This is a genomic window from Streptomyces sp. NPDC053427 (assembly GCF_044544985.1).
Classification (GTDB): Bacteria; Actinomycetota; Actinomycetes; order Streptomycetales; family Streptomycetaceae; genus Streptomyces.
On record NZ_JBITYA010000004.1, the window covers coordinates 298,153 to 311,385 of the forward strand.

The 13,233-nt window shown below is 72.0% G+C and carries 12 protein-coding genes; 5 read left to right on the forward strand and 7 right to left on the reverse strand.

The window, feature by feature from the left end:
- Window positions 1-151 precede the first annotated feature (151 nt).
- The gene (locus tag ACIGWZ_RS13080) at window positions 152-589 is read right to left on the reverse strand and encodes a MerR family transcriptional regulator (protein WP_400063776.1); all 438 of its coding nucleotides are present in this window, start codon (window positions 587-589) and stop codon (window positions 152-154) included.
- An 81-nt stretch (window positions 590-670) separates the two neighbouring features.
- Between ACIGWZ_RS13080 and ACIGWZ_RS13085 the strand changes: the two genes are divergently transcribed.
- The 3 genes from ACIGWZ_RS13085 to ACIGWZ_RS13095 are packed head-to-tail and all read left to right on the forward strand — an operon-like array spanning window position 671 to window position 3,619.
- Window positions 671-1,534, forward strand: coding sequence for an alpha/beta fold hydrolase (locus tag ACIGWZ_RS13085; protein ID WP_400063778.1), 864 nt, complete (start codon window positions 671-673; stop codon window positions 1,532-1,534).
- Window positions 1,535-1,567: 33 nt separating this feature from the next.
- Window positions 1,568-2,344 (forward strand): TetR family transcriptional regulator, encoded by a 777-nt coding sequence (locus tag ACIGWZ_RS13090; RefSeq protein ID WP_400063779.1) that lies wholly within the window; start codon window positions 1,568-1,570, stop codon window positions 2,342-2,344.
- A 45-nt stretch (window positions 2,345-2,389) separates the two neighbouring features.
- Entirely contained in the window at window positions 2,390-3,619 is a 1,230-nt protein-coding gene (locus ACIGWZ_RS13095) for an alpha/beta hydrolase family protein (protein ID WP_400063781.1), read from the forward strand.
- 146 nt (window positions 3,620-3,765) lie between these two features.
- On the opposite strand, the gene ACIGWZ_RS13100 is transcribed toward ACIGWZ_RS13095, so the two are convergent.
- From ACIGWZ_RS13100 to ACIGWZ_RS13115, 4 genes are all read right to left on the reverse strand, one after another.
- Entirely contained in the window at window positions 3,766-4,959 is a 1,194-nt protein-coding gene (locus ACIGWZ_RS13100) for a S8 family peptidase (RefSeq protein WP_400063783.1), read from the reverse strand.
- A 113-nt stretch (window positions 4,960-5,072) separates the two neighbouring features.
- A complete protein-coding gene (locus ACIGWZ_RS13105) occupies window positions 5,073-6,485 on the reverse strand; it encodes a hypothetical protein (RefSeq protein WP_400063785.1) in 1,413 nt (470 codons plus the stop codon).
- 50 nt (window positions 6,486-6,535) lie between these two features.
- Window positions 6,536-6,847 carry a hypothetical protein gene (locus tag ACIGWZ_RS13110; RefSeq protein WP_400063786.1) on the reverse strand — a complete coding sequence of 104 codons (312 nt, stop codon included), beginning with the start codon at window positions 6,845-6,847 and terminating at the stop codon, window positions 6,536-6,538.
- 260 nt (window positions 6,848-7,107) lie between these two features.
- Entirely contained in the window at window positions 7,108-8,358 is a 1,251-nt protein-coding gene (locus ACIGWZ_RS13115) for a metallophosphoesterase (protein ID WP_400063788.1), read from the reverse strand.
- Between the two features lie 216 nt (window positions 8,359-8,574).
- On the opposite strand from ACIGWZ_RS13115, the gene ACIGWZ_RS13120 reads away from it, so the two are divergent.
- Both ACIGWZ_RS13120 and ACIGWZ_RS13125 read left to right on the forward strand, forming a co-directional pair.
- Entirely contained in the window at window positions 8,575-8,853 is a 279-nt protein-coding gene (locus tag ACIGWZ_RS13120) for an SCO4848 family membrane protein (RefSeq protein ID WP_400063789.1), read from the forward strand.
- Between the two features lie 825 nt (window positions 8,854-9,678).
- Window positions 9,679-10,977 carry a D-alanyl-D-alanine carboxypeptidase family protein gene (locus tag ACIGWZ_RS13125; RefSeq protein ID WP_400063791.1) on the forward strand — a complete coding sequence of 433 codons (1,299 nt, stop codon included), beginning with the start codon at window positions 9,679-9,681 and terminating at the stop codon, window positions 10,975-10,977.
- A gap of 57 nt (window positions 10,978-11,034) precedes the next feature.
- Here ACIGWZ_RS13125 and ACIGWZ_RS13130 read toward each other — a convergent pair whose 3' ends face one another.
- Both ACIGWZ_RS13130 and ACIGWZ_RS13135 read right to left on the reverse strand, forming a co-directional pair.
- Window positions 11,035-11,958 (reverse strand): YihY/virulence factor BrkB family protein, encoded by a 924-nt coding sequence (locus ACIGWZ_RS13130; protein WP_400063793.1) that lies wholly within the window; start codon window positions 11,956-11,958, stop codon window positions 11,035-11,037.
- 127 nt (window positions 11,959-12,085) lie between these two features.
- Entirely contained in the window at window positions 12,086-13,057 is a 972-nt protein-coding gene (locus ACIGWZ_RS13135; protein WP_400063795.1) for a decaprenyl-phosphate phosphoribosyltransferase, read from the reverse strand.
- Between the last annotated feature and the right edge of the window lie 176 nt (window positions 13,058-13,233).

A 13,233-nucleotide genomic window follows, 5' to 3' on the forward strand; every position in this document is an offset into this window, starting at 1 on the left:
GCCGTTGACGGCCAGGGACGCCGCACTCCCCGGGCGGCGTGCACACGAGGATCCGTCGGCGGGGCGTCCGTCGCAAGCGGGACACGCGGGCGGCGCGGGCGGGGTGGGAGCGGAATGCGGCCCGCTTGCGGGGCGCGCCGCCGCCGACCGCTCAGGCCGAGCGCAGCGCCCTCGCGGCCAGCGCCTCGTCCTGGCTCCGCCGCTCCCGCATGACCTGCGCATACGCCCCGACCGCCGCCCGGCGGCGCTGCAACTCCGCTATTTCCGCGTCCAGTTGAGCCATCTGCCGTTCGAGCGTGCCCCAGGACAGCGCGCAGGGGATCAGGCCCGGACCGCCCTGGGCGCAGGGCAGCACCTCGCGGATGTCGTCCGTGGCGAGGCCGATGGCGAGGAGTTCACGTATCCGGGCGACGGTGTCGACCGAGCCGGCGTCGTAGCGCCGGTAGCCGTTGGCGTCCCGGTCGGCGCACAGCAGCCCCCGCTGCTCGTAGTAGCGCAGCGAGCGGGTGCTGACTCCGGCGCGCCGCGCCAGCTCCCCGATCCGCATCCGGTCCCGTTCGCCGCTGGGCATCCGGTCGCACTCCCTCATGGCCGTCCCCGCCCTCCTGTGACGTGGTCTCCTCCGGCCCGCTTGACCTTCACACCGGCGTCAAGCGGCAGTCTCCTCGCCATGACGAACACCTCCGCAGACACGAGGATTCCCACCACGGCCCCTGTCGCTTCCCGGATTTCCGCCGGGGCCCCCGCCACCCTCCCGCCGCTGTCCACCGCCGTCGCCGGGGCGCCCGGCGGTTCCGGCGTTCTCCTGGCGCACGGCGCGACCGGCAGCGTCCGGAGCAACTACGGGCAGCTCATCCCCGCACTGGCGGCCTCCGGCCACCGCGTGGTGGCTCCGGACTACCCGGGATCGGGCGACACCCCGCGCGCCACCGCGCCCCTGACGCTGGACGCCCTCGCCGACGCCCTGGTGGCCGAGGCCACCGCCGCCGGGCTGGCGACCTTCACGCTGGTCGGCTTCTCCATGGGGTCGGCCGTCTCCGTACGGGCCGCGGCACGCCACCCCGAGCGGGTCCGCGGCCTCGTCCTGACCGCCGGACTCGCCCGTGCCGACGCCCATGTGACCCTCTGGATGGACCTCTGGCTGCGCCTCCTGGAGCGCGGCGACTACGCGGGCTTCGCACAGGCGCGGGCCGTCAGCGGGTTCTCCCGGGAGTACCTCAACGGCCTGTCCCCTCAGGCGCTGAGCACCGTACTGGACCCGGATCCGTCCCTGCCGCCCCGCGGCTGCGCCGAACAGGCCGCGCTCGTCAGGGCTATGGACGCCACCGCCGACCTCCCCGGTATCCGCGTCCCCACCCTGGTCATCGCCACCACGCGCGACCCGCTGGTCCCCCCGTCGCACTCCCGCCACCTGGCCGACCGCATTCCCGGCGCCGAGTACGCCGAGATCGCCACCGGGCATCTGCCGATGGTCGAGCACCCGCAGAAGTGGCAGGAGCTGATCGAAGGGTTCCTCGTCCGGCACCGCCTGTGACGCCCGGGGCGGCCGCCGATTAGGGTCGTCGGCGTGGACGACGCGACGACGAGTGGTGGACCGGCGCCGAGGCCCGGGGGCGGCCCCGGCACCAAGAGCGAACAGACCCGGCGGCTGATCCTTCGGACCGCGCTGCGCCTGTTCCGCGAGCGCGGCTACGACAAGACCACCATGCGGGCCATCGCCCAGGAGGCCGGGGTCTCCGTCGGCAACGCGTACTACTACTTCGCTTCCAAGGAACATCTGGTCCAGGGCTTCTACGACCAGATGGCCGCGGAGCACGCGGCCGCCGTCCAGGACGTTCTCGCACGGGAGACCGGGCTGGCGCGGCGGCTGCGCGGGGTGCTGCTGGCCTGGCTGGACGTCGCCGAGCCGTATCACGAGTTCGCCGCCCAGTTCTTCAAGAACGCCGCGGACCCGGCCAGCCCGCTCAGCCCGTTCTCCGACGAGTCCGAGGGCCCGCGCGAGGCCGTCATCGACCTGCACCGCCGCCTGCTGGCCGGCGCCGACATCAAGGCGGACCCCGAACTCGCCGAGCAGCTTCCCCGGTTGCTGTGGCTGCAGCAGATGGGCCTGGTCCTCTACTGGGTCCACGACCGCTCGGAGAACTGCGCGCGCAGCCGCGCCCTGGTGGAACGCACCTCTCCCCTGGTCGCGCGCGCCATCGCCGCCTCGCGCTTTCGCGTACTGCGCCCCCTGGTGCGGGAAGTGACCGACGTCTTGAGCGAGTTCCTGCTGCCGGCCGGGAGCCGCAGCGCGCCGGTCCGCCCCTCGCCGGCCGACCCTGAGAATGTCACCGGCAACTCATGACTTTCGTCAGTACCGGCCGCAATCGTCGGCTCCTACGATCGGATCATGAAGCGAATTCACCGTAGTGCAGCCGTTTTGGCCGCTCTTGCTCTCGCGCTGCCGCTGCCGATCGCCGCAGCGGGTACGGCCTTCGCGGCGCCGCCGTCCGCCGTGGCCGCTTCGGCCCCCGCCCCGTCCGCCGTCCAGCTCGAACTGCCCCGCCCCAGCGGGCCGTACGCCATCGGGCGCGACACCCTGCACCTGACGGACGCCTCGCGCCGGGACCCCTGGGTGCCCTCCGCGGGCGCGCGTGAGCTGATGGTGTCGATGTACTACCCGGCCCGCGGCGGCAGCGGCGGCGCCACCGCGCCCTATATGACCGTCGAAGAGGCCCGGCTCCTGCTCGAGAAGCAGAAGCTGGGCAAGGCCTTCCCGCCGGAGCTTCTTTCCGGCACCCGCGGCAACGCCCGCACCGCCGCCCGCCCCATGGGCGGCAAGCACCCGCTGGTGCTCCTCTCGCCGGGCTTCACCCTCAACCGCGCCACCCTCACCCTCCTCGCGGAGGATCTGTCCTCCCGCGGCTATGTCGTCGCCCTCATGGACCACGCCTACGAATCCTTCGGCACGGCCTTCCCCGGCGGTCGCACCCTCACCTGCGTCGCCTGCGACACGGTGCAGCAGGCCCCGACGCCGGAGGCCAGGAAGAAGCTGATGGGCAAGGTCGCCGAGGGCCGCGCGGCCGACATCTCCTTCGTCATCGACCAGCTGACGGGCCGCCACGGCGCCCAGGCCGCCTCGCCCGCCCGGAAGTACTCCCGCCTCATCGATGCCCGGCGGATCGGGGCGGCGGGGCACTCCATCGGCGGCAACAGCGCGGCCACCGCCATGGCGGGCGACCAGCGGATCCGTGCCGGAGCGAATCTGGACGGCACCTTCTTCACCGGCACCTCCGCTTCCGCCCTGGGCGGACGGCCGTTCCTGATGCTCGGCACCGAGGCCGGCCATTCGCCCGATTCCCAGGACACCAGCTGGCCGGCGTTCTGGCACTCTCTGGACGGCTGGAAGCGCTGGCTCACCGTCGCCGACGCCGGCCACTTCACCTTCAACGACCTGCCGGTCCTGGGTGCCCAGGTCGGGGTGAGCGACCCCGAGGCCCCGCTGTCCGGCAAGCGGTCCGGCGAGATAACCCGGGATTACGTGGGCGCCTTCTTCGACCAGCAGCTGCGGGGGATCCCTCAGCCGCTGCTGGACGGGCCGTCGGCGGCCAACCCCGAGGTCATCTTCAACGCTCCCTGAGCCCGGCCCGGCGCCGCGCCTGAACGGAGGGCGCCCCTCTCGTACGCGAGGGGCGCCCCTGAGGTCCTTGTGCGTCCCGCCGCATCGCCTGGATCGGCCGGATCGCCTGAATCGGCTGCGACCGGCCGGAGGGAGGGTGCAGGGGCTCAGCCCCAGGTCTGCCCGCCGGTGTTCTTACGGCGACGGGCCGAGACGACGGCGGCGACGATGCCTCCGACGACGACCAGCGCGCCGAGGCCGATGCCGCCGTAGAGCAGAGCATTGTTCGTACCGCTCGCCGACCCGCCGGAGTCACCGCCCTTGTCCGCGTCCGAGGCCGCCCCGGCCTGTGCCGGCTTGCCCTTCGGCATCGGCAGCGGCCCCTCCTTCGCGCCTGCCGGGATGTTCTTCCGCAGCGCCGCGCCGGGCTGGAGGAACCCGTAACCGTAGTGGGGGTCCGGGAGCTTGAGGTGCTTGTCCTTCTCGTCCGGAGCCAGGCCGGCGGTCTTCACCAGGCGGTTGGCGATCTGACCGGGGGTGAGGTCGGGGAACTTCTCCTTGAGAAGGGCGACGGCGGCGGAGACGTAGGCGGCGGCTTGGGAGCTGCCTTGCGACGTCCGGTAGCTCGAGTCGCCCGTGCCGCCTGCGGCCGGGATCTTCACGCCGGGCGCGAGCAGGTCGGTGTCGGCGTTGTAATTGTTGAAGTCGGCCGCCTCGCCGTACTCGTCGACCGCACCGACGCCGATCACGCCCGGGCAGCCCACCGGATAGCTCTTCCGGGTCATGGCCTCGTTGCCCACCGAGGCCACGACCACTACCCCCTTGGAGAGGGCGTAGCTGATGGAGTCGCACATGTCGCCGCCCTCCGCCCCGCCGTAGGACATGTTCAGCACGTCGGCGCCGTGGTCCACGGCCCAGCGAGTGGCCTGGGCGCTCCTGCCGAACGACGGTACGGGGAGGAGCTTGGCTCCGGGCGCCAGTCCCTTGATGCCTTCGGAGCCGCCCGGACCGTGCCCGCGGCCCGCGATGAGCGAGGCCATGGAGGTGCCATGGTCGCGAATATCCTTTTCGCCCTCTTCGAGATGCTTGGCGCCCGCGGCCTCGGCTTCCTTGCCGAAATCCGGTCCCGGCAGGAACTGCCCCTTCAGGTCCTGGTGGGTCTCCCGAAAGCCACTGTCGATCACGGCCACCGTCACACCCTTCCCGGTGGCCTCCTTCCACAGCTGCTCGGCCCCGAACGCCTTCAGCGGCCACAGATCCTTACGCGTGTGATCTGCGGAGGCGGTACCGCTCGCCGCGAGCAGCAGCGCTCCGGTCAGCGCAGCACCCGCCGTCGCGCGCAGTGTTCGGGTGACCCTCATGCCTGGCTCCTTCTCGCTGTGCTGTCCGGGCGGCAGTGTTCCATTCGCGGACCGGCCCCGCACCCTCGGGTGCGGGGCCGGTCCTTACAGCCGCCGTACGACGATGCCATCCCCTATTCGATGACGCGTGGCACCACATTCCGCTGCGAAGTCCACGTCTCTTCGTCCTCGACCAGGTAGTCGGGGCGCTCCTTGGTGGTGCGCTCCTTCTCCCGGTTGTCCTTGCCCTTGGCTCCGTGGGCACCCATGCCCGTCTGCTTTCCGCCGCGGCTGCGGTGCAGCCCCGAGCCGCCCTGCTTGGCGCCGCCCGCGGGGCCACCGGGCTTGCCTGCCATGCCGCCGCGGGTACGCGCCTGCGCACCGCCGCTTCCGGCCGCGCCCGCCTTGCCGCCCTTGGCGCCGCCCGCGCCCGGCATGCCACCGCGCATCCCGCCGGCACCGGGCGCACCACGCCCACCGCCGGCGGGCACGGCGCCACCCGGCACACCGAAGAGCCCCGGCGGCATCGCGCCGCCCGGGACGCCGCCCGGACCGCCGCCATGTCCGCCACCGGACGGGCCGCCGTGGTATCCGCCGGAGACCGAGGGCGGGGTCATGGTGCCGCCCTGCACGCTGTCGAGTCCGGTGTTCACCGGCAGGTCCGGCCGGCTGATCTTGGGACCGTCGAACCCGGGCGGGACCGCTCCGCCGCCCGCGTGGTGCGACGCCTGCGGTGTGGCCGCGGACGGGTCCGGGTGGAACCTGTCGTTCGTATCGGGCATGCGCACCGGGTGCGGGTGCGGGGTGTTGGCGGGCTCCTTCGGCCAGTCGCCGTGCAGGCCGTTCTCGGGGACGCTTTCGAACCCGTCGCGGTGTGCCGAGTAGTGGGCCGCCAGCTCATCCATCACGATGACCGCCTCGACCTGGCGCTCCTTGGTCAGGGACAGCTTGTCCCGGTTGAGCTCCAGCGCCTGACGGGCGTCCATCTTCGGGTTCGCCATGTCCCGGCGGAACTGGGCGTCGTCGCCGCTCTCATCCTTGAAGCGGTCCCATTTCCCCGGGTCGTGGATCTTCGACATGGCCTCCATGGCCTGGCGAAGGTTGTGGGCGAGGCCGATTTCCGGGCCCGTTTCCCGCGTACCGATCAACGACGTCTCGGTCTTCCGGGCGTGCCGGTACGTCCTGTCGATCTTGCCGAGCACCTTGAGGGCTTCCTTGCGGAACGCCTCGGCGGCCGCGCCTTCCCAGTGCGCCGTCGCATGATCGACGGCATCCATGAACTTCTTGCGGACGCCGCCGTGCCCGTCCTGCCCGCCCAGGAGATCGGCGGACTTGCGCCAGTGGTCCCCGGCGGTCTCCATCGTCTCGGGCTTGGCGTTCTCGATCATCTTCCGGAGATCGTTGATGCCGTGGTGGTGGAAGTCGGACGGGGAGTGCGGGGTCAGGCGCGCGCCCTTGAAGGACTTCAGCCTGTTGACCCGGTCCTCGTCGTCCTGCTGCTTCTCCATCGCCTTGGCGCTCTCGTGCTCCTCCATGGCGCTAACCACGCAGGCCCCCCTTCATCGTCGTCGCCTCATCCCTGCGTCGCCATGGAATGTCAGCCGCTCATCGAGACCTTGGTCGCGTGGTCCTGGTCCTCGTAGGCTCCGCGGCTCGCGTCCGTCTTCTCGCCGAACTTGAGGGTGAGGCCCTGGAGCGCCTTGACGACGTCCTTCAGGTACGTCTGCATCTGGTCGTGGGCGTGGGAGAGTTCCTCCGCTTCGCCGAAATTGACCCCGAAGGCGGACTTCGGGATGTTCGTCCCGTACTCCACCTTCTGGCCGGTTTCATCCATATCGCCCTGAAGGCGCCTGAGCTGACGCACTACGCCGTCCAGCTCGTCGAGATCGACCTTGAAATGCTTCGCCATGACGCTCTCCCCGTGACACGCGCACCCCGCTCGCCCCCGCCGCACCACTCCGGCCTGGCGCCGCCACGACCGGGCAGCGGACAGCGTAAAGACAATAAAGACTACGGAGTTGACGGTCGCGATAGCAAGATCGGAAGTCGTGATCTGTCCGATTCAGGGCACATTGCGACCCAGTTTGTCGACAGGCTGTTATCAAGTACCCGCCCGGGAGGCCATTAACCCCTCGTGGAGCGCGCCGGAAGCCTTGTTCCGGGCCGCTATCAGGCCCGCATCGAGGCCAGTTGCACGACCGTGACGTCCGGCGGCGCCCCCACCCGCACCGGCGGCCCCCAGGCGCCCGCGCCGCGCGTGACGTACAGCCGGGTGTCGCCGTACCGCGCCAGGCCCGCGACGGTGGGATTGGTGGCCGCGGCGAGGTAGGTGACGGGCCACATCTGACCGCCGTGGGTGTGGCCGGAGAGCTGCAGATCCACGCCGTGCCGGACGGTTTCATGGATGGTGACGGGCTGATGCGCCAGCAGGACGACGGCCCGGCTCGTGTCCCGTCCGCCGAGCGCCCGTCCGTAGTCCGGTCCCGCGTGCTCGCTCTCCCCCGCCAGGTCATTGATCCCGGCGAGATCGAATCCGGGAAGTTCGGTGCGCGCGTTCTCCAGCGGATGGACACCCAATTCCCGTACGTAATCGACCCATTGGGCCGCCCCCGAGTAATACTCGTGATTTCCCGTGACGAAGTACGACCCGTACCGGGATGCCAGCTCGCGCAGCGGCTCGGCGGCCGGACCCAGGTCGGGGACGCTGCCGTCCACCAGGTCGCCGACGATCGCCACCAGGTCCGGGTCGGTCCGGTTGATCGTGTCGACGATGCGCCGGGTGTGGGCGCGGCCGAGGACCGGACCCAGGTGGATGTCGCTGACGACGGCGATCCGGAAGCCGTGCGCGGCGCGCGGCAGCTTGGCCAGTGGCACGGTGACGCGCTTCACGCGGGGGCCGCGCAGGGTCGTCGCGGTGCCGTATCCGACGGCGGCGAGGGACGCACCGGCCGCAACCGCCCGCGCGACGAAGAGCCGACGGGGCGGGGCGGTCAGCGGCGGCGGGACGGGCGTGTGGGGAGGGAGAAGGGCGGAGGCCGGGGAGGGGCCGGTACCGGCCGTGCCCGGCGCGGGGGCCGGGCGGGAAGCGGCGGCCGGGGCCGCCCGCCGCTCCGGGACCGCCCGCAGCCATACCCCCCGTACCACCTCCCCCAGCAACAGCGCCGGCACCAGATAGAGCACCAACGCCAGCCACAGGTAACCGGGCCAGGCCAGCACCTGCTGAAGCCCGAACGGCGCGCCGAGCCGCCCGGCGAGCAGCGCGGCGAGGGCGAGCAGCGGGAGGACGAGGGCCCCGACGGTGCCCGTGCGGCGGGCCCGGCTGCCGGGTGCGGTGGTGTCGCGGATCAGCCGGCACCACAGATAGCGATGCGCGCCGAAGAACAGCCCGAGGACCGCCATCACGATCAAGGCGAAGATCACGCCGACTCCCCCGATGGGTGAATGCCTGCCGGCACAGCACGCTATAGCGCCCAACGGCGTCCTGGCGGTCGGGTCGTCTGCCGCACCGAAGGCGGGTCCGCCGTGGGCCGCCGGAGATTCTCGACGGAAAAGATCCACACGCACCCCGGAAGAGATCACGGAGCTGCCGGCCGGATACTGGCAGGGCAAGGCTCCCCCGCAGCAGAGGACACCCCCATGAAGCTCAGCCGCCCGGTCTCCTGGTTCCTCCTCGTCTTCGGCGCCTGGTCTTGGGTGGTGTGGGTGACCTTCGTCAAGAACCTCTGCAAGGACGCCAGCGGCCTGGCCTTCAACGACGCGGGCGACCCGACCGCTTACTTCTGGGTGCACCTGCTGCTTGCGGTGGTGTCCTTCGTCCTGGGGACGGCGATCGGATTCATCGGGTTCCGCGGCCTGCGCGCGTTGCGGCGGGAGGCCGCGGGGGCCGCGTCGCCGTCGACGACGACGGGCGACTGACCGGGGTCACCTCTACGGACACCTCTCGCACGGGACCCAGGTGACCTCGTACTCCCAGAGGGGGGACGCCGCCGTCGCCCCGAGCTGCCGCTCGCGTTCCTCGTCCTCTTCGTAGCAGTGGATCTCGGCGCCCGGAATCGCGGTGGCCGGCAGGTCGGCCGCCTCCTGCCGGCGTCCTCGCAGAACTCGATCCTGGCACCGTCGCACAGTGCCGTGGCGCCATCATGGCTGCGGCGGAAAGGCCCGGACACGGCCAACTCCCTTGAACGGGCTCGGGTACGGGCGTACGGAATCCGAGCCACCGTCACACGTCGGCCTTCCGGTCGTTGATGCCCCTCCGGCCTCCCCCGAGACGCGCGTGTCCGTCGCGCAGGGCGTCCACAAGTGATTCACATCCCTGACGGGCCACTTTGGGATCCCAACCGGGCCGGCCGACGTCTTGGAACCTGTGGACTACCTGCCAACCCCGACTGCCAGCGCCTCGCCGACGGCAACCCGCGCTTCGGGCGGCGCTTGGGAGGCGTCGGGGCGTGCTGTGGACTGCGGGGCGTACACGGCGACGCGCGCCGTTTCCCTGCCCCGCCACCGGGCAACGACACGCACCGTGTCATGCGCTCCGACCCGCTCCTTCCTCCAGTCCCCGCGGTGATGGTCAGTGATGTGTGAAAGGTGATCCAGATGAACCAGCTCCCCACCAACCAGGGCACGGGGCGTGTGAGCTCAAGGGGTTCCGGTAGGGGCAGGGGCTCCATCCGGCGGTCGGGTGGGGCACTCTTCCGTGGGGTGATGTCTGGGGCGGGCGACCGGCCGGGTACGTTCTGCGACGTGCCGACGACCTTCTCTGATGCCACGGCCCTCACCCCTTCGACCGCGCCCGGCGCCCCCGGCAGCGCCGCGCCCCCGCGCCGCCCCGTGCGCCCCGTGGCCGGGCTGGCCGCCGCCGCGCTGCTGGCGTCCCCGCTGCTGGCCGGTACCGCGTCCGCCGCCCCCGCCGACGGCAAGCCGCCGAAGGCCCCGGCGCCGCCCGCCAAGATGTCGGCGGTCGGCGGGGGCCGACTGGGCCAGCCCGGCGTCCAGGTGGGGCAGCCGGCGGCCGGGGCACCGAAGCTGCCGGGGCCGGACGCGCTCACCGCCCGTTCGTGGATCATCTCGGACGCCAAGTCCGGCAAGGTGCTGGCCGCCAAGAATCCGCACTGGCGGCTCGCGCCGGCCAGCACGCTGAAGATGCTGTTCGCCGACACCGTGCTGCCCAAGTTCCCCAAGGACGAGAAGCGCACGGTCAAGCCCGCCGACCTGGAGGGGATGGGCGCGGGCAGCAGCCTGGTGGGGATAAAGGAGAACCTGTCCTACTCGGTGCACGACCTGTGGCTCGGGGTGTTCCTGCGGTCCGGCAACGACGCGGTGCACGCGCTGTCGGCGATGAACGGCGGCACGGAGGCCACCGTCGCCGAGATGCAGAAGCGCGCGAAGGAGCTGAACGCCACCGACACGCATGTCGTCACGCCGGACGGCTATGACGCGCCGGGGCAGGTCTCCAGCGCGTACGACCTGAGCCTGTTCGCCCGCGCGGGGCTGCAGAACGCCGACTTCCGCGAGTACTGCTCGACGGCGAGTGCGCAGTTCCCGGGCGAGGAGGCGAAGCACGGCAAGCGGAAGACGTTCGGGATCCAGAACACCAACCGACTGCTGAGCGGCGACTACGACATCAAGCCGTACCCGGGCATCGCCGGGGTGAAGAACGGCTCCACCACGAACGCCGGGTCGACGTTCACCGGGGTCGCCGAGCGCGGTGGCCGCACGCTTCTGGTGACGGTGATGAATCCGCAGAAGAAGGAGCACAACGAGGCGTACCGGGAGGCCGCGCGGCTGCTGGACTGGGGTTTCGCGGCGGCCGACAAGGTGGAGCCGGTCGGGCGGCTGGTCGGGTCCAAGAGCGACGAGGACCGGGCGGCCCGCGCCAAGGCGCACGGCGACGCCGAGAACGGGTACGGAGACCCCCAGGGCCCGAAGACCGCCGACGGCTCGGGCGGTACCTGGACGACGGTGGGGATCGCCGGGGGCGCGCTGGCGGTGCTGGGGCTGGCCGCGCTGGTGCTGATGCGCCGGCGGCGGGCCGGGTCATGACGTAGGGCGGGCCGTCTCGTGACGTAGGGGCGGACCGGTACGAGATCCGATACCGGGTCAGGTACGGGGGCGGGGCGCGGCAGGGTCCGGCTCCGCCCCTTCCGGCTCCTGGTCCGCGGGCTCCGCCTCCGACGTGGCCGTCCACGCCGCGCAGAACACCAGCAGCTTCGCCGTGAAGTTGATCCACAGCAGCAGCGCGATCGGCGTGCCGAAGGCCCCGTACATGCTCCGTGCGGCGACGCCTCGCAGATAGCCGCTGAGCAGCAGCTTCAGCAGTTCGAAGCCGATCGCGCCGATGAGGGCGGCGACCACGACGGCGCGGCGGGGCGGGTGGGCGCCGGGCAGTTTCGTCAGGACGAAGACCAGCAGCAGGAAGGCCGCGAGGACGGCGATGCAGAAGCCGGCGGCGGAGAGCAGCACGGAGCCGATGCCGCCCTCCGCCAGGCCGATGGCCTCGGCGACCTTGCCCACCGCGGCGGTCGCGAAGGTCGAGCAGGCGACGGAGAGCAGCGCCACGCCGCCGAGACCGATCAGCAGCACACCGTCGCGGAGCTTGCCGACGAAGAAGTTGGTGTCGTCGTTGTCCCTCTCCCACACCGCGCGCAGGCAGTCGCGCAGCGACGCGACCCAGCCGATGCCGGTGAACAGCAGCAGCGCACCGGCGATCAGGCCGACCGTGGTGGCGTTGTTGACCAGGCCCACCAGATCGAGTTGTGCGGAGATGCCGGGGACCTGCTCGGCGAGCTTGGCCTGGAGCTGGTGGAGTTGGCTGTCGCTGAGGAAGGCGGCGCCGATCGCGGCGCCGACGGTCAGCAGCGGGAAGAGCGCGATGAAGCTGGTGAAGGTGATCGCGGCGGCGAGCCGGGTCCAGTGCACCCGCTGCATGCGCGCGTAGGCGCGCCACGGGTGGCTGGCCATCAGCCAGGCCACGCCGGGCCGGATCGCCGGGCCGATCACCGGCAGCCTGGTCAGCCGGTCCATGGGTCCCCCTCACTCGCCATGGCCGTCTCACTTGCCACAGCCATCCGGAACATTAACCTCCGCCTACCCCGGAGTGAGAGCGGCACATGCGTCCCCATCGGCCCGCGCCCCCGCCCCGCGCGGCGGCTCACACGCCCGCGACCGCCATGGCGTACAGCGCGATCCACACCAGCCCGATCGCCGCCAACGGCCGGTCCCGCAGCAGTACGTCCTCCGGCGCGCCGGCCGTACCGCGGTCGGCGAAGACGGCGTAGCGCAGTACGGCGAGTATGAACGGCACCATCGACAGCTGGCGCCAGGGCAGCGCCCCCGCGCTCATGCCGCCGCCCTCCAGCGCCCACAGGCAGTACGCGAGGACCGCGCCGCCGGCCGCCAGCTGCCAGACGAAGCGCAGATAGCCGTCGGTGTACTCGCGCAGCAGCGCCCGCGTCCGGCCTCTCTTCGCGGCCATCTGGAGCGCCTCGGAGTACCGCTTGGCGGCGACCATGAACAGGGCGCCGAAGCCCGCGGTGATCAGGAACCAGCGGGAGAGCGGGATGCCGAGCGCCGGTCCGCCGACCATCGACCGCATCAGGAATCCGCTGGTCACCACGACGAGATCGACGACCAGGACGTGCTTGAGGCTGATGCAGTAGGCGAGTTGCATCAGGATGTACGCGGCGATCAGCGCGGCGGTAGCGGCGTTGCAGAGTGCCGCGGTGGCCAGCGGAGCCAGCACCGCCAGCAGCCCGCCGGTCGCGTAGGCGAGCGCCACGGGGACCTCGCCCGCGGCCACCGGACGGCGGCACTTGTCCGGATGGGCCCGGTCGGCGGTCGCGTCCCGGGCGTCGTTGATGAGGTAGACCGCGGCCGCCGCGACCGTGAACAGCACGCATATCAGGGCCAGTTGGAGGAGCGTACGGCGATGGAAGAGGTCGCCCGCGGCGACCGGGGCGGCCAGGACCAGTACGTTCTTGATCCACTGTCGCGGGCGCGCGGTGCGCAGCAGCCCCCTCGCCACGCCGGCCGGACGCGGCCCAGGGACCGCCATGGCGGCCGGGACCACCCGGGGCGTGGGCCGCGGGGGCTGCTCCTCCAGGAGTGCGGTCCGCTCAGCCATGGGCACCTCCCCGGACGGACCCGGCGGATATACCGCGGCGCGGTACGGCCCGCCCGGGGCACGGGCGCGCCGGGTGCGCGCCGGCTATCAGGGCCGCGGCGCGCAGCCGGGTGGCGCGTCCGCGCGGGCCGGTGGGGGCGACTCGCGCGGCGGCGCCGCCGTCGCGCGGCGCCCTG